Origin of the sequence: Nocardiopsis camelliae, from assembly GCF_028993595.1 — a bacterium.
Classification (GTDB): domain Bacteria; phylum Actinomycetota; class Actinomycetes; order Streptosporangiales; family Streptosporangiaceae; genus Nocardiopsis; species Nocardiopsis dassonvillei.
In genome coordinates this window covers 786,651-804,904 of record NZ_CP118614.1, presented here as the reverse complement: position 1 = coordinate 804,904, position 18,254 = coordinate 786,651, and the positions used below count along the sequence as shown (strand labels likewise).

Here is an 18,254-nt window from a genome sequence, read left to right as displayed (position 1 = left end):
ACGTCACGAACACGTCAACCGAAATCCCCTACCTGCGAACAGGACCATGAACGAGATCCTCCTCAACGCGCTCGGAGCCCTCGCCTACGGCGGAGTGGGCATCGCCATCCTCGTGCTGGGCTACCTCCTCACCGACCTCCTCACGCCCGGCAAGCTGCACGTGCTGATCTGGGAGAACCGCAACCGCAACGCGGTCCTGCTCGTGTCCGCGAACACGCTGGGCTCGGCCATCGTCGTCACCTCGGCGATCCTCTCCAGCGAGTCCGAGATCGGGCTGGGCGCGGGCCTGCTCTCGGCCGCCGTCTACGGCCTGATCGGCCTGGGCGTGATGGCGCTGTCATTCGTGCTGATCGACCTCCTCGTCCCCGCCAAGATCGCCCAGATGATCAGCAACGACGAGCCGCACCCGGCCACCTGGGTGAGCGCCTCCGCACACGTGGCGATCGCGGTCGTCATCGCCGCGGCCCTGACCTGACGCCCCTCCCCCCACCGGCCCCCTGCCCCGGGCGACCGCACCACCGCACCACCACACGAAGGCAGTTCCGTTGACTGAGACCACCGTCCGCACACGGCCCCGACTGCCGGTACCCGCCAGGGCGGCCCGGTTCCTCGTGTTGCTGGCGGTGTTCGTCTGCGCCGCCTGCGGTCTGGTGTACGAGCTCGCGCTGGTCGCCATCGGCAGCTACCTGCTGGGCGACAGCATCACCCAGGCCTCCGTGGTCCTGTCGGTGATGGTGTTCGCGATGGGCGTGGGCTCCCTGTTGTCCAAGCGCTTCCAGGCGCACCCCGCCGCGGCCTTCGCGGTGATCGAGGGCCTGCTCTCGCTGGTCGGCGGACTGTCCGTGCTGCTGCTGTACGGGGCGTTCGCCTGGTTCTCCGCCTACCAGCCCGCCTTGGTGGCGCTGTCGTTCGCCATCGGGCTCCTCATCGGCATGGAGATCCCGCTGTTGATGACGCTGATCCAGCGCATCCGCAGGCAGGACGCCTCCGACGCGGTCGCCGACCTGTTCGCCGCGGACTACGTGGGCGGCCTGATCGGCGGCCTGGCCTTCCCGTTCCTGCTGCTCCCTCTGCTGGGCCTGCCCAAGGGCGCGCTGATGGTGGGCGCGCTCAACGCCGTCGTCGGCGTGGCGGTGGTGCTGTGGCTGTTCCGCGCGGAGCTGACCCGGCGGGCCTACGCGGGTCTGAGCCTGGGCCTGGCGCTCATCATCGCGGTGCTCGGCCTGGCCTACGCCTACGCCGACCAGTTCGAGGTGGACGCGCGCCAGGCGCTGTACCGCGACCCGATCGTGCACGCGGAGCGCTCCGAGTACCAGGAGATCGTGCTCACCCGGTCCCTGGACGGCCGGGACGTGCGCCTGTTCCTCAACGGGAGCCTCCAGTTCTCCAGCCTGGACGAGTACCGCTACCACGAGTCGCTGGTGCACCCGGCGATGGCGGGACCGCACGGGGACGTGCTGGTGCTGGGCGGCGGCGACGGCCTGGCCCTGCGCGAGATCCTGGCCTACGACGACGTGGCCTCGGCCACCCTGGTGGACCTGGACCCGGCCGTGATCGAGCTGGCCTCGACCGACCCGGTGATCAGCGGCCTCAACGGGGACTCCTTCGAGGACCCGCGTGTGGACGTGATCAACACCGACGCCTTCCAGTGGCTGCGCGAGAACCGCGAGGAGTTCGACGTCATCATCGCCGACCTCCCGGACGGGGACTCCGTGGGCACCGCCAAGCTCTACTCGGTGGAGTTCTACGCCCTCCTGCGCCACGCCCTGTCCGAGGAGGGCCGCATGGTCGTGCAGGCGGGTTCGCCCTTCTTCGCTCCGGAGGCCTACTGGGGCGTGGGCGACTCCCTGGAGGCGGCGGACCTGGCGGTCACGCCCTACAACGTGGACGTGCCGAGCTTCGGCAACTGGGGCTTCTACCTCACCTCACCCGGGTCCGCACCCGAGCTGCGCGTCCCCGGGGACGCGCCGCCGCTGAGCTTCCTCGACCCGGCCCTGCTGGAGGCCGCGCAGGTCTTCCCCAAGGACCGCCGCGAGGAGGACGTGGAGGAGTCGACCCTCATGCACCCGAGGATCATCGGCTACCACCAGGGGGCCTGGCGGGGCTACTGACGCCGGTCCGCGGACCGGCGCCGCCTCTGAGGCAAACACCGCGCGGCCTGAGGACTTGGGCCAGTGGGCGGCCACGCGGTGTGTCTGGGGAGGGGCTGATCGGGGGTCCGGTCCCGTCCCGGGGGACGGCGGTCGCGGGCGGAGGGACGGACGGAAGGTCTACGGCGCCGGACGGGACAAGGGTGCGCCTCCCCGCGTTCCCCGACGGCCTGGGCCCATCCTGACCCGCTGGTCGAACTCGGCGAAACCGCCACGCCGTACCCGACACCGGCCCAGCCAACCCCTTACCCAGACTTTCCCGCCCTTTTCCGGCTTCCCGCCCGCTCGTCCGCCGCCGTGGCGGCGGGTTCGCCGCTTCGCACCCCATCCCCGGGAGCATGGAGTTCTCAGTCCCCCAGTGGACGCGGGGGCGGCACATCGACGTGGGAACGGTGCTCCACCCACTCGTGGACCGGACAACACCAGCCCCACCAACGGGCCCAGGGCAAGGACCAGACCGTACAGCCGTCCATCAGTCCTTCTCCTTCTGCCGACGCGTCAACGCGGCGCGCATGGCCTCGTGGGAGGAGGCGGCGATCCGCTCGTGCGGGTCGCCCGGACCGGTCCAGCCCGGCGGTCGGTACGCGACGACCTCGTCACCCTCCAGGGTGAGCACCCACCGGCCCTGGATGAGATCGTTGAGCAGATGGCCCAGGGGGGTCACCGGTCCACCACCAGGTGTTCCAGCGGCGATGCCCAGACGAGCCTGTGCGGGCGGGGGTCTGGACGGTGCTCCCGTGCCACGCGGGTGACCGTCCCCCTGGTCGCGCCGTACAAGGGTTGTCCCTCCAGCGTCGGGCCGAGGTAGATCACCCGGCACCGGTGGGCGGCGGCCCAGGCGCGCAGACCCTGGAGGGTCGGCAGCTCGCGGATGTCGCAGACGCACACGCGGGCCTTCACGCGGCCACCGTCCGACGGTGACGTCCGGGACGCTTCTCCTGGCATGAGACCCCCGGCAGGATCCTGACTCCGAGCTGGTAGCGGTCCGCGCTCCGGAGCTGGAGCACGTCCACCGGCTCGAAGGTCCACTCGGCTTCCCAGGGGAGCACGGGCCTGGGAGGGAGCGGAGGAATCTCCGCCCCTGGAGCTGTCCGGGGTGTGAGGAGCGGAATCGGACCCGTGATGACGTGCGGGCGCGGAGCGGGCAGGCGGGACGCGTACCGGCGGACGCGGGGCCCGCGCCGACGGGCGTGGCGTGCGCTCGTGCGAGCCGTTGGCCACAGCGCGGACGCGATCAGGGACAGGTAGCGCATGGGGCGCCTCCTCGGGCAAGGTACCGGATGGGAAGCCCGGCGGGCCATCAGGACGAGACACCGCGCAGCCGTGACCGCCAAGCCGCATGCCGCGCGGTGCCACGCTCGGGTTCCGGCGCCTGAGGCACACTGGGAGTGTGACCGCCAAACGCTCCAACACCCACGAGTCAGCGCGGAGCCGCTGACTTTATAGGGGCTAAACCCTCCGCGTGTGATGACAGTAACTCGACCTTTCGCTCGACGCAATAGGGGGGCTAAAGTCCGTGGTGATGGAGTACCTGAAGTGAGGATTCGTCTTGGACGCACGGACATTGCATGACATCGCCGCTATGCCGGACCCGCTGGAGAGAGCCCGCGCCGCTTCCGCCGCGATGACGAGCCTCCAGGGGCAGAGCGTTGAGCTGTCCCGGATTCGGCGCGGAGCCATCATCGAGGCCCAGCAGTCCGGGATGCGTCAGGAGGACATCGCTCGGCACCTCGGCGTGTCGCCCGGCCGGGTGAGCCAGATGAAGAAGGCGGGCGCGGAGGAATCCGCGCACAAGGCGCCCACCGGTCCCGTCGAGCCACGTCCGCGCGTACTCGTCCAGCGTGCGCTGCCGACCCCTCCGAGCACACGCGGTTCGAAGTCGCTCTACCTGACCGAGGCACAGCAGCAGGGGCTCACTCCGGAGCGGAAGATGCTGTTCGTGGGGCAGGAGCCCGCGAACGAACACGTCGCCCTGGGACTACGCCTCGAACCCGGGGACCCGGTCATCGCCCGACGCAAGATGTTCTGGGCCAATGAGGTGCCCGTGCGCATCAGCACGTCGTACTTCCGGGTGGACGTCGGCGAGAACACCAGGTTGGACGGTGAGGGATTCGTTCTACCGACCCTCCAGGCCGCCATCGAGGATCTTGGGCACCGGTTCGGACACGCCACCGAGACGCTGACCGCGCGCCCGGCGACACCGTACGAGGCGGACCTGCTCGACATTCCCGGCGAGTGGGTGGTGCAGGTGCTCCGTGTCAGCCGCTCCACCGAGGACGTGCCCGTCCACGCGCTGGAGACGATCTGCGCGGCGACACGGCATGTCTTCCCGATCGGCCAAGCTGTCGACAGCGATCAGTTCTGAACGGCCTACGCGAGACGGCCCTCGGCCGATCCGGGGGCCGTTCCACGTTCCGAGGACGACTCACCCCTTACCGAGGGCGGCGAGCGCGGTGACGGCGCCCAACTCCCAGCAGGCCTCGCGGTCCTGTGCGCCCGGTCGGTCCGTCACGGTGACCGGCGCCTCTCCGTGTAGGCGGCAGGGGATGCTGACCGTCTTCCGATGAAAGACTCCGCGCCCGGCTCTGTCAGCCACCGAGGTAGTGGATCGCGATTCCCACGAAAACGTGTACCTGGGTGATGGCGAGGACAACGAGGCAAACACGGCCCGGGAAGCCCTCCACCTCCTCGATTCCGCGCGTGCTGCCCGGCGCGTCGGCATACCGCGCCCGCCAGCGCTCGACCCGGCGCACCGCTCGTCTGTGGTGTCGGTAGCGAATCAGCTCCCCTCCCAAAGACCCTCCGTACTGGAGATTGGAGGCCGTCGTCCCATCACTGGCACCTATGACAAAGCGGCCACGCCCCTCAGCGTCCAACGTCACCACATGCCTCCAGGGGACGAAGTGCCGCGATACGAAGTCCCTCAGTTCAACGCCCTCCGCGGATAGCCTCACCCGGGGATGGAAACTGAGCATGTAGAAAAGGGTGATCATCCCTCCGAGCAGCGGGCACATGATCCAGAGGTCGCTGCTGGAGAAACCGTGCCGAACAGCCTCCTCCCACGACAGAGGAAGATGGAGCGGCACAACCATCGCCATACCGAAGGCCCCCAGGGCCACGTAGCCTCCGCTGCGGAAGGTAGCCGTTCTTCTGTCTTCAGGCGTTCTCGCCCAGGAAGTCGGGGATTCCTGCATGGGGGATGTCCATTCCGTACCGTGAGCGCCACTCCAAGAAGCGCCAAGGGCGATTAAATATGTACAAACTACCCTAAATGTAAGTGAAAGCTCCCTTTTCCGGCTTCCCGCCCGCTCGTCCGCCGCCGTGGCGGCGGGTTCGCCGGAGCGGCCCGCGAGCCGCGTACGTCGGAGCCCGTGACCCGTGCGGGTCGGCTCAGGCACGCTCCAGGGCGGCGAGCGCGGTGACGGCGCCCAGTTCCCAGCAGGCCTCGCGGTCCCGTGCCTCCGGGCGGCCCGTCACGGTGACCGGCGGGCGGTGCCGCCGCCACCCCATGCCCTTGGCGATCGACTCGACCGCCCGGACCGCGCCGGAGGCGTCGTCGTCCCCGTGCACGTACAGCGCGTAGGGAAGCCCCTCAGTCGCCCCCTGGGCGGGGTAGAAGACGGTGTCGAAGAAGTGTTTGAGGGCGCCCGACATGTACCCGATGTTGGCCGGGGTCCCCAGGACGACGGCGTCGGCGCCGAGCAGGTCGCTGGCCGTGGCCGACAGCGCCGCCTCCGCACGCACCTCGACCCCCTCGATGTCGTCGTCGCGGGCGCCCTCCAGGACCGCCTCCAGCAACTGCCGGGTCGCGGGCGAGACCGTGTGGTGAACGATGAGCAGTCGTGCCATGTCCCCCACACTAGGAGGCGGCGGCGCGCCACCGCCGCCTCCCGCACGGCGCCACCCGGCACCGGCGCTCAGCCGACGCCCGCAGCAGAAAGCCAGGCCCCGCCATGAGCCAGCCCCCGCACGGTCCCGGTGACGGATCCGCGGACCGCGACCAGCCGCCCATGGGCCCTCCCCCCGGAGGCATGCCGCCCACCGGCTGGCAGCCTCCCCCGGGGCCGCCGCCCGCGCCCGGCTTCGCCCGTCCGGGCCCTCCCTCCCCCGGGGAGCCCCGAGGCGCCAAGGAGCACTCCCCCTGGCTGTTCCTGAGCCTGGGCTGCGGCGCCCTGTTCCTCATCGGGATCGGCCTGGTCCTGCTCATCGTCTTCGTCTTCGACGACCGCGCCGAGCGGAGCGAGGGCGCGTTCGGACCCCTCGGTGTCGGCGGCGCGTCCGTCACCGGGGACCGCACCGCCGCCTGACCGCGCGGCGGCCGGGGGGAGTGTGTGTCCTCATCCGAAATTCAGCGGGAAAAAGCCGGAAAACATGTCATTTCCTCTGAAATTCCGCGTGCCACAGAAAGGACATCACACCCCGCAAGGGCACGATCGCGCAATTCCTTCACCCGGCCGCGCGCGGAGAACGCGGATGTCGGACATTGACCGGCCATTCGACGTTACCTAAGGTGCGACGGCACGCGCACCACCCGCTCGCACCACCGTGCCAGCAGGACACACGCGGACGTAACAACCGTTCTCGCCCGCCCCGGCGGCGCACACGCAGGAACGAGGAACACATGCCGCACAACGTCCGTGCCGCACTCGTCCAGACCGAATGGACGGGCGACACCGAATCCATGCTCGCCGTCCACGAGAAGCACGCGCGCGACGCCGCCGCACAGGGCGCGCGGGTGATCGGTTTCCAGGAGGTGTTCAACGCCCCCTACTTCTGCCAGGTGCAGGACCCCGAGCACCACCGCTGGGCCGAGGCCGTCCCCGACGGCCCCACCGTCACCCGGTTCAGGGCGCTGGCCCGGGAGCTGGGCATCGTCATGGTCCTGCCGGTCTTCGAGGTGGAGTCCCCCGGCTTCTACTACAACACCGCCGCGGTCGTCGACGCCGACGGCAGCTACCTGGGCAAGTACCGCAAGCACCACATCCCCCAGGTCCACGGCTTCTGGGAGAAGTACTACTTCCGCCCCGGCAACCTCGGCTGGCCCGTCTTCGACACCGCCGCCGGACGCATCGGCGTCTACATCTGCTACGACCGCCACTTCCCCGAGGGCTGGCGGGCCCTGGGGCTGGCCGGAGCCGAACTGGTGTACAACCCGTCCGCGACCAGCCGCGGCCTGTCCGCCCACCTGTGGAAGCTGGAGCAGACCGCGGCGGCCGTGGCCAACGCCTACTTCGTCGCCGCGATCAACCGCGTGGGCGTGGAGGAGTACGGCGACAACGACTTCTACGGCACCAGCTACTTCGCCGACCCGCGCGGGCAGTTCGTCGGCGACGTCGCCTCCGACACCTCCGCCGAACTGGTCGTGCGCGACCTGGACCTGGACATGGTCGACGAGGTCCGCCGGCAGTGGGCCTTCTACCGCGACCGCAGGCCCGACGCCTACGGCCCGCTGGTCCAGGGCTGAGGGGGCGCGCCATGGCACGACGCACCGTCATCCGCGGCGGCCTGGTCGTCACCGCCGCCGAGGAGACCGAGGCCGACGTCCTCGTGGAGGGCGAGAGGGTGGCCGCGCTCGCGCTGCGCGGCAGCGACGCCGCCCGGTCCTGGGCCGACAGCGGCGCCGAGGTCATCGACGCCGCCGGGCACTACGTCGTTCCCGGCGGGGTGGACGGCCACACCCACATGGAGATGCCCTTCGGCGGCACCTCCTCCTCCGACACCTTCGAGACGGGCACCCGGGCCGCCGCCTGGGGCGGCACCACCACGATCGTCGACTTCGCCATCCAGCGGCCCGGGGAGCCGGTGCGCGCGGGCGTGGACGCGTGGATGGCCAAGGCCGAGGGCAACTGCGCGGTGGACTACGCCTTCCACGCCGTCCTCTCCGACGTCAACGCGTCCTCGCTCGGGGAGATGGACGCCCTCGTCGACGAGGGTGTGACCTCGTTCAAGCTGTTCATGGCCTACCCGGGCGTGTTCTACAGCGACGACGGCCAGATCCTGCGAGCCATGCAGCGCGGCGCCGCCAACGGCGCGCTGACCATGGTGCACGCCGAGAACGGCATCGCCATCGACGTGCTGGTCGAGCAGGCCCTGGCCGAGGGCAGGACCGACCCGAGGTACCACGGTGAGGTGCGCAGGGCCCTGCTGGAGTCGGAGGCCACCCACCGCGCCGTCCAGCTCGCCCGGGTGGCGGGCGCGCCGCTGTACGTGGTGCACGTCTCGGCCCGGGAGGCTGTGGAGGAGCTGGCCCGGGCGCGCGGGATGGGGCTCAACGTGTTCGGCGAGACCTGCCCCCAGTACCTGTTCCTGTCCGCCGACAACCTCGCCGAGCCCGGCTTCGAGGGCGCCAAGTACGTGTGCTCCACACCTCTGCGGCCCCGGGAGCACCAGGAGCACCTGTGGCGGGCGCTGCGCACCAATGACCTGTCCGTGGTCTCCACCGACCACTGCCCGTTCTGCTTCACCGGGCAGAAGGACCTGGGCCGGGGCGACTTCTCCAGGATCCCCAACGGCATGCCGGGGGTCGAGCACCGCATGGACCTGCTGCACCAGGCCGTGGTGGAGGGCCGCATCGGCAGGCGCCGGTGGATCGAGATCGCCTGCGCCACCCCGGCCCGCATGTTCGGCCTGTACCCGGCCAAGGGCACGATCTGCCCGGGTTCGGACGCCGACATCGTGGTCTACGACCCCGGCGCCGAGCACGTCCTGTCGGCCGAGACGCACCACATGAACGTGGACTACTCGGCCTACGAGGGCAGACGGGTCACCGGCCGGGCCCGCACCGTGCTCTCGCGCGGCCGGGTCGTGGTGGACCGCGGCTCCTACCTGGGCGAGGCCGGGCACGGCCGGTACGTGCCCCGGTCCACCTGCCAGTACCTGGTCTGAACGAGAGGGCAGCACATGGACATCGGACTCGTCCTCCAGACCGACCCGCCCGCCGACCTGCTGGTCGAGCGGATGGTCCGCGCGGAGGGGTACGGCTTCACCCACGGGTGGACCTTCGACTCGGTCGTGCTCTGGCAGGAGCCCTTCGTCGTCTACAGCCGGATCCTGGAACGCACCGGCGGCCTGGTCGTGGGGCCCATGGTGACCAACCCGGGCACGCGCGCCTGGGAGGTGACCGCCTCGCTGTTCGCCACCCTGAACGACATGTTCGGCAACCGCACGGTGTGCGGGATCGGGCGGGGCGACTCGGCCATGCGGGTGGCGGGCCGCCGTCCCGCCACCCTGGAACGCCTGTCCCGGGCGATGCGCGCGATCAAGGACCTGGCCGAGGGCCGGGATGCCGACGTGGACGGCGCGGCCCTGCGCCTGCCGTGGGTGCGCGACGGCTCCCTGCCCGTGTGGATGGGCGCCTACGGGCCCCGGGCCCTGGAACTGGCGGGCCGCCAGGCGGACGGTTTCATCCTCCAGCTGGCCGACCCCTACCTGACCGAGTGGATGGTCAGGGCGGTGCGCACGGCCGCGGCCGACGCCGGGCGCGACCCCGACGCGGTGACGGTGTGCGTGGCGGCGCCCGCCTACGTCACCGACGGCTCCGAGCGGGAACTGGCCCACGCGCGGGAGCAGTGCCGCTGGTTCGGCGGCATGGTGGGCAACCACGTGGCCGACCTGGTCGCCCGCTACGGCGACTCCTCCGACGCGGTCCCGCGGGAGCTGACCGACTACGTCAGGACCCGACAAGGCTACGACTACAGCCACCACGGCCGGGCGGACAACCCCGACACCGCGTTCGTCCCGGACGGCATCGTCGACCGGTTCTGCCTGGTCGGGCCGGTGGAGGAGCACGTGCGGAAGCTGGAGCGGCTCCGGGAGGCGGGCGTGGACCAGTTCGCGGTGTACGCGATGCACGACGACGTGGACGGGGTCATCGACGCCTACGGGCGCCACGTCGTCCCTGCCGTGTCCTGACCCGCGCCGCGGGGCCGCCGGGGCGCGGGCGACCGCGCCGTGGCGGCCCCGTCCCCGGAGCGGAGGGCGGGAGGGGGCCGGGACCCGGAAGGCCTCGGCCCGGGACCGGCGCACCGGTCGGGGACGGCCCGGACGGGACGGCGTCCGGGCCCGCTCCCCCGCCGCACGGGGGCCTCCCTTCGGGGCGGACGGTCCGGCGGTAACCCTCCCGACCCGCCCACGACACCTGTGCGCCTCGTGACGTGCGAGGATATTCGGCGGCCCGGAACGAATCCGGACTTTTCGCCGCGCTTCCAGGGGTTCCCCCGGTGGGCCCGGCAGTGCTTCGCATCCCCCGCCCTCCCCGTCCGCCCGCCGAGACCAGGTGACCCGTGACCCACAGCCCGACCCCGCCGGAACCCTCAACCGTCACCCACCCCGACGGCCGGGTGTCCCTCGCCGAGGGGACCGCCCTGCCCGAGGGCCCCTACGTCAACGCCGACCTCCAGCCCGTCCCGATGTCCCGGCGCACCTGGGGCACCGGCAGCTTCGGCGCCCTGTGGGTGAGCATGTCGGTCAGCATCCCGGCCTGGACCCTGGCCAGCGGCCTGATCGCGGCGGGCATGGACTGGCGCCAGGCCATGCTCGCCGTGGTCCTGGGCAACCTCGTCGTCCTGCTGCCCATGGTGCTGACCGGCCACGCGGGCGCCAGGTACGGCATCCCCTTCCCCGTGTTCGCGCGCGCCTCCTTCGGCCTGCGCGGCGCCAACCTGCCCGCGCTGCTGCGCGGCGCGGTCGCCTGCGGCTGGTACGGCATCCAGACCTGGGTCGGCGGCCAGGGGGTCTACGTCCTGCTCGGGCGGCTGCTCGGCGACGGGTGGACGGGGGCGGCGGCGCTGGGCGGCCAACCGTGGACGCTGTGGCTGTCCTTCGGCCTGTTCTGGGTCGCCCAGCTCGCGATCATCCTGTGGGGCATGGAGGGCGTGCGCCGGACCCAGGTGTGGGCCGCGCCGCTGATGATCCTCGGCGGCGTCGCACTGCTGGCCTGGATGGCCGTGGAGGCCGGGGGGCTGGCCCCGATGCTGTCCCTGGACTCGGGCGAGCCCCTGGACTGGGGGCCCTCCTTCTGGGCGCTGTTCTTCCCGTCGCTGATGGGCGTGATCGGCTACTGGGCGACCCTGACCCTCAACATCAGCGACTTCACGCGCTTCTCGTCCTCCCAGCGCGCCCAGGTGGTGGGCCAGTCGCTGGGGCTGCCCACCACCATGACGCTGTTCTCGCTGCTGGCCGTCATGGTCACGGCGGGCACCGCGGCCGTCTACGGCGAACCCCTGTGGAACCCGATCGACGTCGTGGCGCGGATGGACAGCGGGATCGGCCTGCTCTTCGCGGTCTTCGTCGTGCTGCTGGCCACGGTCTCCACCAACATCGCGGCCAACCTGGTCGGTCCGGCCTACGACCTGTCCAACCTCCGGCCGCAGTTGATCAGCTTCCGCGCCGGGGCGATCACCACCTGCGTGCTCAGCGTGCTGATCATGCCGTGGCGGCTGCTGGAGAACGAGAGCGTCTACATCTTCACCTGGCTGGGCACGGTGGGCGGCCTCCTGGGCACCGTGGCGGGCATCCTGCTCGCCGACTACTGGCTGCTGCGCCGCACGCGGATGAACCTGCCCGCGCTGTACGAGCGCGGCTCGGAGTGCTGGTACCGGCACGGGTGGAACTGGCGCGCCCTGGTGGCCTTCGGCGTCGGCTCGGTGCTGGCCGTGGGCGGTTCGCACTCCCCCGAGGGTTCGGGACCCTTCCCGGCCGAGGGCCTGATCCCGTTCTTGGCCCCGCTGGCGGACTACGGGTGGCTCGTGGGGCTGGCCAGCGGCCTGCTGCTGCACTGGGGTCTGGGCGTGCTCCTGCCCCACCGCGACGCCGGGGAGCGGGCCGCGAGGAGGGCGCAGGGGGCCTCCGCCGGCTGACCGGGGCCTCGCGGCGGACCCTTCGGGGTCAGTCCCGCCGGGTCCACTCCTCGTGGGCGGGCCCGGCCGTCGGCGGGAGCCCGACGCCGAAGGCGCCCTCGTCGTCGTAGAAGTGCTCTTCGCCCTCCTCGTACTCTTCGAGCTCTTCGTCCCAGTCGTGTTCCATGCCCGGTTCCGCCCTTCCTTCGACATCGTCTCGTCGACGCTCGGCGCTCGGAGAAGGTCGTCCCGGCGGCGGGGCGCACCGGAGGCCGGGGAGCGCGGAGGACGGCCTCACTCCGCGCTCCGCGGCGTCACCTGTAGCCGTCGGGGTTGGCCGACTGCCAGCGCCAGGCGTCGGCGCAGGCCTCGGCCACCGTGTGCTCGGCCTTCCAGCCCAGTTCGCGGTTGGCCAGTCCCGGATCGGCGAAGCAGGTGGCGATGTCGCCGTCGCGGCGCGGCCCCACCCGGAAGGGGATGGTGTGGCCGCAGGCCGCCTCGAAGGCGCGGATCGCCTCCATGACGGAGGTGCCCGTCCCCGTCCCCAGGTTGAAGGCCCTGAGCCCCTTCTGCGAGGCCAGGTGGTCGAGCGCCGCGACGTGCCCCCGGGCCAGGTCCACCACGTGCAGGTAGTCCCGGACCCCCGTGCCGTCCTCGGTGTCGTAGTCGTCGCCGAAGACCGTCAGCTCGGGCAGCGTGCCCGCGGCGACCTTGGAGATGTAGGGGAAGAGGTTGTTGGGGATGTCGTTGGGGTCCTCCCCGATGAGGCCGCTGGGGTGGGCGCCGACCGGGTTGAAGTACCGCAGCACGGTGATCCGCCAGTCGGGCGCGCTCACCGCGAGGTCCTCCAGGATCCTCTCGCCGAACAGCTTGGTCGCGCCGTAGGGGTTGGTCACCCGCAGCGCGCTGCCCTCGGCGATCGGCACCGTCTCGGGGTCGCCGTAGACGGTGGCCGAGGAGCTGAACACCAGGTCGCGCACCCCGGCGCGGTCCATCGCCTCGGCGAGCGTGAACAGGGCGTCCAGGTTGTTGCGGTAGTACCGCAGCGGCTGGCTGACGGACTCCCCCACCGCCTTGAGCCCGGCGAAGTGCACCACGGCCTCGATGCCGTGCTCCGCCAGGACGCGCTCGACGACGCCGCGCTCGGTGCAGTCGCCGCGCACGAACGGGATCCGCGCGCCGGTGATCCTCTCGACCCGGCGCACCGCCTCCTCGCTGCTGTTGACCAGGTTGTCCAGGACGACCACGTGGTGCCCGCGCGCGACCAGCTCGACCGCCGTGTGGGAGCCGATGTACCCGGCTCCTCCGGTGAGCAGAATCCTCAAGGCCCTCTTCACCCTCCCTGTCGCGGGGCCGCGCCGGACGGCACGGCCCCTGCCTTCCCCCGAACCCGTCCGGTTCAGAGGAGCTTGCCGAAGACCTGCTCGACCACCCGGGCCGCGGCCTTGCCGTCGTCCAGGGGGCAGAACTGGTTCACGAAGGCCTCGTACCGCTCCCTGTGGGCCGCCTGGACGCCGTCGATGTCGCGGATCGAGTCGATGACCTCGTCGGAGGTGCGCAGCAGCGGGCCCGGGGCGGTCTCGGCGAAGTCGAAGTAGAACCCGCGCAGGCTGTCGCGGTACTCCTCCAGGTCGTAGGTGAAGAACAGCATCGGGCGGCCGGTGTTGGCGAAGTCGAACATCAGCGACGAGTAGTCGGTGATGAGGATGTCCGTGACCAGGAACAGCTCCTGGATCTCGGGGTAGGCCGAGACGTCGAAGACGAAGTCCTTGCCCACGTTCGGCACCCGGTCGACGATGTTGGGGTGCCTGCGGAACAGCAGCACGTGGTCGTCGCCGAGGGCGTCGTACAGCCGCCGCAGGTCCAGGTGCAGGTCCAGCTTGTACTTGCCGGCGGAGTAGAACTTGTCGTCGCGCCAGGTGGGCGCGTACAGGATGACCTTCTTGCCCTCCGGCAGGCCCAGGCGCTCGCGGACCGTCTCCGTCACCGCCTCGCGCTCGGGGCGGTGGAAGATGTCGTTGCGCGGGTAGCCGGTCTCCAGGATCTCGTTCTCGAAGCCGAAGGCGCGGCGCAGGATCGGGGTCGCCCAGGGGCTCGGGGAGACCAGGTAGTCCCACTGGTTGGTCTCGTGCCGGAGCCGGTCGTGGTAGTTGCGGCCCGCGAACTGGACGTGCTCGATGTCGAAGCCGATGCGCTTGAGCATCGATCCGTGCCAGGTCTGCACGACCTTCTGCCCGGGCTGCTTCTCGAACCACATGGGCAGGTGGGCGTTGGAGACGATGAACTCCGAGCGCGCCAGCGCCTCGAAGTACTCGCGGCTCGTGTGCCGGACCTCGGTCAGCCCCGGGGGCAGCGTGATCTGGCGGTTGCGCACCATCCACGACATCGGCGTCTCCACACCGCGCCGCCGCAGCTCCTCGTACATGTCACGCGGGCTGTCGGAGAACTGCTTGCCGGTGTAGCTGTCGAAGACGATGCCCGGCTGCACCGGCTTGCGGCGCAGCTTGGGGTAGACCTCCTCGCGCAGGACCTGCTGCGCGTAGGACCCCTGCTCCTCCGGACGCAGCACCGAGCCCAGGCGCAGCACGGGCCATCCGCGGCCGTCCGGCTTGAGCTCCAGGTCGAAGCCGCCCTCCTTCTCGGGGGCGGGGAACTTGGCGGTGCGCAGCTCCTGCGAGAAGCCGATCCGGCGGTCGTCCCACTGGTTGTCGCCGGTGGCGGTGCGCAGCAGGAAGCGGTAGTTGCCGGGCGTGAGGGGCACCTTCGTGCCGAAGTTGGGGATCGCGGTGGGCGGGACCGAGGCCGAGAACCTGCCGTCCGCGGCCTCCACCGGGAACAGGTGCTCCTCCATCCGGCCGACGGCCTTGACCACCAGGGAGAGGTCTCCCGTGGAGGTCTCGGGGAAGTCGCCTCGCAGGTCGAGGACGTCGTCGTCCCAGGAGACGGCGGTGAGCAGGGGCTGGGGCCGCTCCACCCGGACCCTGGTCCGCCCGGCGAAGTCGGGGAGCACCCGCACGCTCAGGCCGGAGTGCGCGTAGCGGCCCTCGGGGCCGTCCTCGGCGAAGGGGATCCACCGGGAGCGGCCGGAGCCGTCCCTGAGGTGGACCGACCAGTCCTCGTAGGGGTCGCTGCCCGCGATCGCGTCCCGCTCCCGGTAGCCGTCGGTGAGGGCGGCCAGGTCGGCGAGCACGCGCACGGACGCGCCGTCGGTCTCCACCTTCGCGGGGACCTCGACGTCGCCGGGGAAGCGCTGGACGTAGGCGCTCAGGCCCTCGGCCGGGGTTCCCGTCGCCCGGCCGCTCAGGACCAGGGAGGAGCCCTCGACGGCGGAGCCGTCGAGGACGACCGCCGGGCGCTCGACGGTCAGGCGCAGCTCGAAGTCGTCCACCCAGTGCGGGCGGGCCCACACGCCCGGCCGGACCTGCTCGGGGCCGAGCATCCGGACGTCGGCCGCGGCGGGCTTCTTGAGGCGGTCCACACGGCGGAAGCCGCGGTTGACCACGCCCAGCTCGACGTACCAGTCGCCCTCGTCCCCCAGCTCGGCTGGGTCGATGACGATCCGGTAGCCGCCCCAGTCCTTGCGGGAGGTGGCCACCGTCGGGGCGAGCCGGAACTCGTTGGCCTGGTGCGTGGTCGTGTTCAGCCGCACGCGCCTGCCGTCCTCGGCGTTGACCGCCCAGGCGCGGACCTGCTGCTGGAGGCGCTTGTTGGGCCGCAGGTACTTCAGGCAGACCCGGCCCCCGACCACCAGCTTGCCGTCGACCCAGGCGAGTTCCTCGGCCTTCTGGCGGAGCTTGAGCTCCGAGCGCACGCGGTAGACCGAGCGCGGCACGCCCTGGGCGGGGTCGTCCTTGAACGGGTAGTCCGCGTAGTAGCGGATCCCGTGCCGGACGATCTTGGCCTTCTTGTGCTCGGCACTCTTGTTGAAGACGATGACCTCGCGCAGCTGCTCGACCTTGCGCTGCCGGACGAGGTGCCACTTGAGGCGCTCGATGGCGGGGAGGTCGCGCAGCACCTTGTCGTCCACCTGGTCCAGGTAGGCGTTGCCGAGCTCGACGAGCCTCTGCTTGAAGTCCGCGTCGGCCCGGTCCAGCACCTGGAGGAAGAGGCGCAGGTCGCTGCCGAGCGCGACCGCGTCCCACCGGCGCTTCTGGAGGGGCGGCTGGTTCTCCCTGAGGAAGTCGCTGACCTTGGTGACCGCGCTGACGCGGTCCTCCAGGGCCTGGGGGCGCAGCCGGTCCTGGGTGATGGACTTGTCGTCGCTGGGGCGCTCGCGCCAGAGGTAGACGGGCGCGGAGAGCACGTCCACCGACTCGGCGAGGAAGTGCAGGGGGATGGCCACGGGGATGTCCTCGTGCAGGACGCCGACGGGGAAGGTCATCCCGTGCTTGTCCCAGAAGGAGCGGCGCCAGACCTTGTTGGTGGCCAGCCGGTCCACCAGGAGCGTGTCCTCGCGCGTGATGTGCGTGCCGGTCTTCGCGGTGCGGAAGATCCTGCGGTGCATGGGCGACTGGCGCGTGCCCAGCTCGTTGAGGCGGTGGACGTTGCCGCTGGAGAAGTCCGAGCCGCTCCGGCGCAGGCTCTCCAGGTGGTAGCCGAACGCGTAGGACGGGATCACGTCGTCGCTGTCCACGAAGGTGATGAAGTCGCCGCGCGCGTGCTCGATGCCGGTGTTGCGGGCGGCGCCCAGGCCGCCGTTCTCCTGCTGGATCAGCCGGAAGCGGGGGTCCTGCTCGGCGTACCGGGCCGCGATGGCCGCGCTGCCGTCAGGGGACCCGTCGTCCACCATCACGACCTCGAGATCGTCCCATGTCTGCACCTGCAGGGAGCGCAGGCACTCGTCGAGATACCTCTCGACGTTGTAGATGGGGACGACGACACTGAGTGCGACCACAAATGACTCCAAGGCTCCGCGGATCCGAACACACCCGTCGCACAGCGGAGGTCGCGCCAACGCGCGCCCGGTCTACCGGGTGTGGGGGGAGGGTGGATCAGGCTCCCGCTCCTGTCAGCCCGCAGAGACGGAACGACCGACAGGACAGGACAAGGTGGGCAAAGTAGAACCCAGGTTAACCCATGACTTCAAACCGTCTGGAATTGCGTGAACTTCCTCCCCGCCCGGACGGGAGGGCGCGCACCGGGGGCCGCCGGGGCCGCGCCGGGGAGGGGAACCCCTCGCACGCGGGCGCGCGGGCGGACGCGCGCTCCCGCGAAAGCACCCCCACCTCGGACATGTCGGCCGAGCGGGGGCCCGGCCGCGGCGCCCTCAGCGAACCCGCCGGGGCACCCGCCGCGGCGGTCCCCGTTCCGTGGGGCCGAAGGGAACGGCGCGCCTTGGATCCCGTCACGCCGGTCCGTGACGCACAACACTCCACGGCGGCCGGGGCCCTCCGCAGCTCAGGGCACGTGCGCGCACCGGCTCCCGCCGCGGCGCGCCCGACAGCGCGCGGCGGCCGCCCCCAGGCGGGGGGACGGCCGCCGCAGGGCGTCCGGGGCCTACTCGCCCCTCCACACGGGGGCGCGCTTCTCGGCGAAGGCCGCCGCGCCCTCCATGGCGTCGTGGCTGACGAACACCGGACCCGTCAGCTCGTTCTGCCTCTCCCACATCCGCTCGGTGGGCCAGTCGTCGGAGGAGGTGATGACCTCCTTGGACACCCGCACCGCCAGCGGGCCGTTGGCCGTGATGCGGGCCGCCAGCTCGCCTGCGCCCTCCAGGGCCCCGCCGCTGGCGGTGACCCGGTTGACCAGTCCGAGCTCGGCCAGGCGCGGGGCCTCGACGAAGTCGCCGGTCAGGGCGAACTCCATCGCGATGTTGCGCGGGATGCGGTGCTGGAGGCGCAGCAGGCCGCCCGCACCTGCGACCAGGCCGCGTTTGACCTCGGGGATGCCGAACCTGGCGTCCTCGGCGGCCACGACCAGGTCGCAGGCGAGCACGGCCTCGAACCCGCCCGCGAGGGCGTACCCCTCCACGGCGGCGATCAGCGGCTTGCGGGGCGGGCGCTCGGCGAAGCCGCCGAACCCGCGTCCCTCCACCAGCGGGACCTCGCCGCGCATGAAGGCCTTGAGGTCCATCCCGGCGCAGAAGGTGCCGCCCGCGCCGGTGATGATGCCGACGCTCAGGTCCTTGCGCGCGTCGAGGTCGTCGAGCGCCTCGGCGACGCGTGCGGCGACCGCGGCGTTGACCGCGTTCCTGGCCTGGGGCCGGTTGATGGTGATGACGGCGACGCCGTCCTCGGCGGTGTAGAGAACCTCGTCGGACACGGTGCCC

At 71.3% G+C, this 18,254-nt stretch carries 17 protein-coding genes and 1 pseudogene; 8 read left to right on the top strand and 10 right to left on the bottom strand.

Annotation, left to right across the window (positions count from 1 at the left end; genetic code table 11):
- Positions 1-46: 46 nt before the first annotated feature.
- Positions 47-475, top strand: coding sequence for a DUF350 domain-containing protein (locus tag PV789_RS03855; protein WP_274976166.1), 429 nt, complete (start codon positions 47-49; stop codon positions 473-475).
- A gap of 70 nt (positions 476-545) precedes the next feature.
- Positions 546-2,111 carry a polyamine aminopropyltransferase gene (locus PV789_RS03850; protein WP_274976165.1) on the top strand — a complete coding sequence of 522 codons (1,566 nt, stop codon included), beginning with the start codon at positions 546-548 and terminating at the stop codon, positions 2,109-2,111.
- A 511-nt stretch (positions 2,112-2,622) separates the two neighbouring features.
- On the opposite strand, the gene PV789_RS03845 is transcribed toward PV789_RS03850, so the two are convergent.
- The 3 genes from PV789_RS03845 to PV789_RS03835 are packed head-to-tail and all read right to left on the bottom strand — an operon-like array spanning position 2,623 to position 3,199.
- Entirely contained in the window at positions 2,623-2,814 is a 192-nt protein-coding gene (locus PV789_RS03845) for a hypothetical protein (RefSeq protein ID WP_274976164.1), read from the bottom strand.
- A complete protein-coding gene (locus PV789_RS03840) occupies positions 2,811-3,050 on the bottom strand; it encodes a hypothetical protein (RefSeq protein ID WP_274976163.1) in 240 nt (79 codons plus the stop codon). Before PV789_RS03840 ends, PV789_RS03845 begins: the two co-directional genes overlap by 4 nt.
- The gene (locus PV789_RS03835) at positions 3,047-3,199 is read right to left on the bottom strand and encodes a hypothetical protein (protein WP_274976162.1); all 153 of its coding nucleotides are present in this window, start codon (positions 3,197-3,199) and stop codon (positions 3,047-3,049) included. The genes PV789_RS03840 and PV789_RS03835 overlap by 4 nt, the downstream gene beginning before the upstream one ends.
- 500 nt (positions 3,200-3,699) lie before the next feature.
- Here PV789_RS03835 and PV789_RS03830 point away from each other — a divergent pair, with 500 nt between their 5' ends.
- Positions 3,700-4,515, top strand: coding sequence for a GntR family transcriptional regulator (locus PV789_RS03830; protein WP_274976161.1), 816 nt, complete (start codon positions 3,700-3,702; stop codon positions 4,513-4,515).
- Positions 4,516-4,575: 60 nt separating this feature from the next.
- On the opposite strand, the pseudogene PV789_RS03825 reads toward PV789_RS03830, so the two are convergent.
- The 3 genes and pseudogenes from PV789_RS03825 to PV789_RS03815 all read right to left on the bottom strand — a co-directional run.
- Positions 4,576-4,671 (bottom strand): annotated as a pseudogene (locus tag PV789_RS03825) (flavodoxin); the annotation flags it as partial.
- A gap of 67 nt (positions 4,672-4,738) precedes the next feature.
- A complete protein-coding gene (locus PV789_RS03820; protein WP_274976160.1) occupies positions 4,739-5,269 on the bottom strand; it encodes a PH domain-containing protein in 531 nt (176 codons plus the stop codon).
- Positions 5,270-5,540: 271 nt separating this feature from the next.
- Positions 5,541-5,999: a flavodoxin family protein gene (locus tag PV789_RS03815; protein ID WP_274976159.1), complete on the bottom strand. Its 459-nt coding sequence runs from the start codon at positions 5,997-5,999 to the stop codon at positions 5,541-5,543.
- 104 nt (positions 6,000-6,103) lie between these two features.
- Here PV789_RS03815 and PV789_RS03810 point away from each other — a divergent pair, with 104 nt between their 5' ends.
- The 5 genes from PV789_RS03810 to PV789_RS03790 all read left to right on the top strand — a co-directional run bounded on the left by PV789_RS03810 (position 6,104) and on the right by PV789_RS03790 (position 12,007).
- The gene (locus tag PV789_RS03810) at positions 6,104-6,457 is read left to right on the top strand and encodes a hypothetical protein (protein ID WP_274976158.1); all 354 of its coding nucleotides are present in this window, start codon (positions 6,104-6,106) and stop codon (positions 6,455-6,457) included.
- A gap of 314 nt (positions 6,458-6,771) precedes the next feature.
- On the top strand, positions 6,772-7,614 hold the full coding sequence (locus tag PV789_RS03805) for a nitrilase-related carbon-nitrogen hydrolase (RefSeq protein WP_274976157.1): 843 nt from the start codon (positions 6,772-6,774) through the stop codon (positions 7,612-7,614).
- Positions 7,615-7,625: 11 nt separating this feature from the next.
- A complete protein-coding gene (hydA, locus tag PV789_RS03800) occupies positions 7,626-9,035 on the top strand; it encodes a dihydropyrimidinase (protein WP_274976156.1) in 1,410 nt (469 codons plus the stop codon).
- 15 nt (positions 9,036-9,050) lie between these two features.
- A complete protein-coding gene (locus tag PV789_RS03795; RefSeq protein ID WP_274976155.1) occupies positions 9,051-10,061 on the top strand; it encodes a TIGR03842 family LLM class F420-dependent oxidoreductase in 1,011 nt (336 codons plus the stop codon).
- A 371-nt stretch (positions 10,062-10,432) separates the two neighbouring features.
- Positions 10,433-12,007, top strand: a complete 1,575-nt coding sequence (locus PV789_RS03790; protein ID WP_274976154.1) for an NCS1 family nucleobase:cation symporter-1 — start codon at positions 10,433-10,435, stop codon at positions 12,005-12,007.
- 28 nt (positions 12,008-12,035) lie between these two features.
- Here PV789_RS03790 and PV789_RS03785 read toward each other — a convergent pair whose 3' ends face one another.
- The 4 genes from PV789_RS03785 to PV789_RS03770 all read right to left on the bottom strand — a co-directional run bounded on the left by PV789_RS03785 (position 12,036) and on the right by PV789_RS03770 (position 18,247).
- The gene (locus PV789_RS03785; protein WP_274976153.1) at positions 12,036-12,173 is read right to left on the bottom strand and encodes a hypothetical protein; all 138 of its coding nucleotides are present in this window, start codon (positions 12,171-12,173) and stop codon (positions 12,036-12,038) included.
- A gap of 127 nt (positions 12,174-12,300) precedes the next feature.
- On the bottom strand, positions 12,301-13,311 hold the full coding sequence (gene galE, locus PV789_RS03780; RefSeq protein ID WP_274976152.1) for a UDP-glucose 4-epimerase GalE: 1,011 nt from the start codon (positions 13,309-13,311) through the stop codon (positions 12,301-12,303).
- 74 nt (positions 13,312-13,385) lie between these two features.
- A complete protein-coding gene (locus tag PV789_RS03775; protein WP_274976151.1) occupies positions 13,386-16,880 on the bottom strand; it encodes a bifunctional glycosyltransferase/CDP-glycerol:glycerophosphate glycerophosphotransferase in 3,495 nt (1,164 codons plus the stop codon).
- A gap of 602 nt (positions 16,881-17,482) precedes the next feature.
- The gene (locus PV789_RS03770; protein ID WP_274976150.1) at positions 17,483-18,247 is read right to left on the bottom strand and encodes a crotonase/enoyl-CoA hydratase family protein; all 765 of its coding nucleotides are present in this window, start codon (positions 18,245-18,247) and stop codon (positions 17,483-17,485) included.
- Positions 18,248-18,254 lie beyond the last annotated feature (7 nt).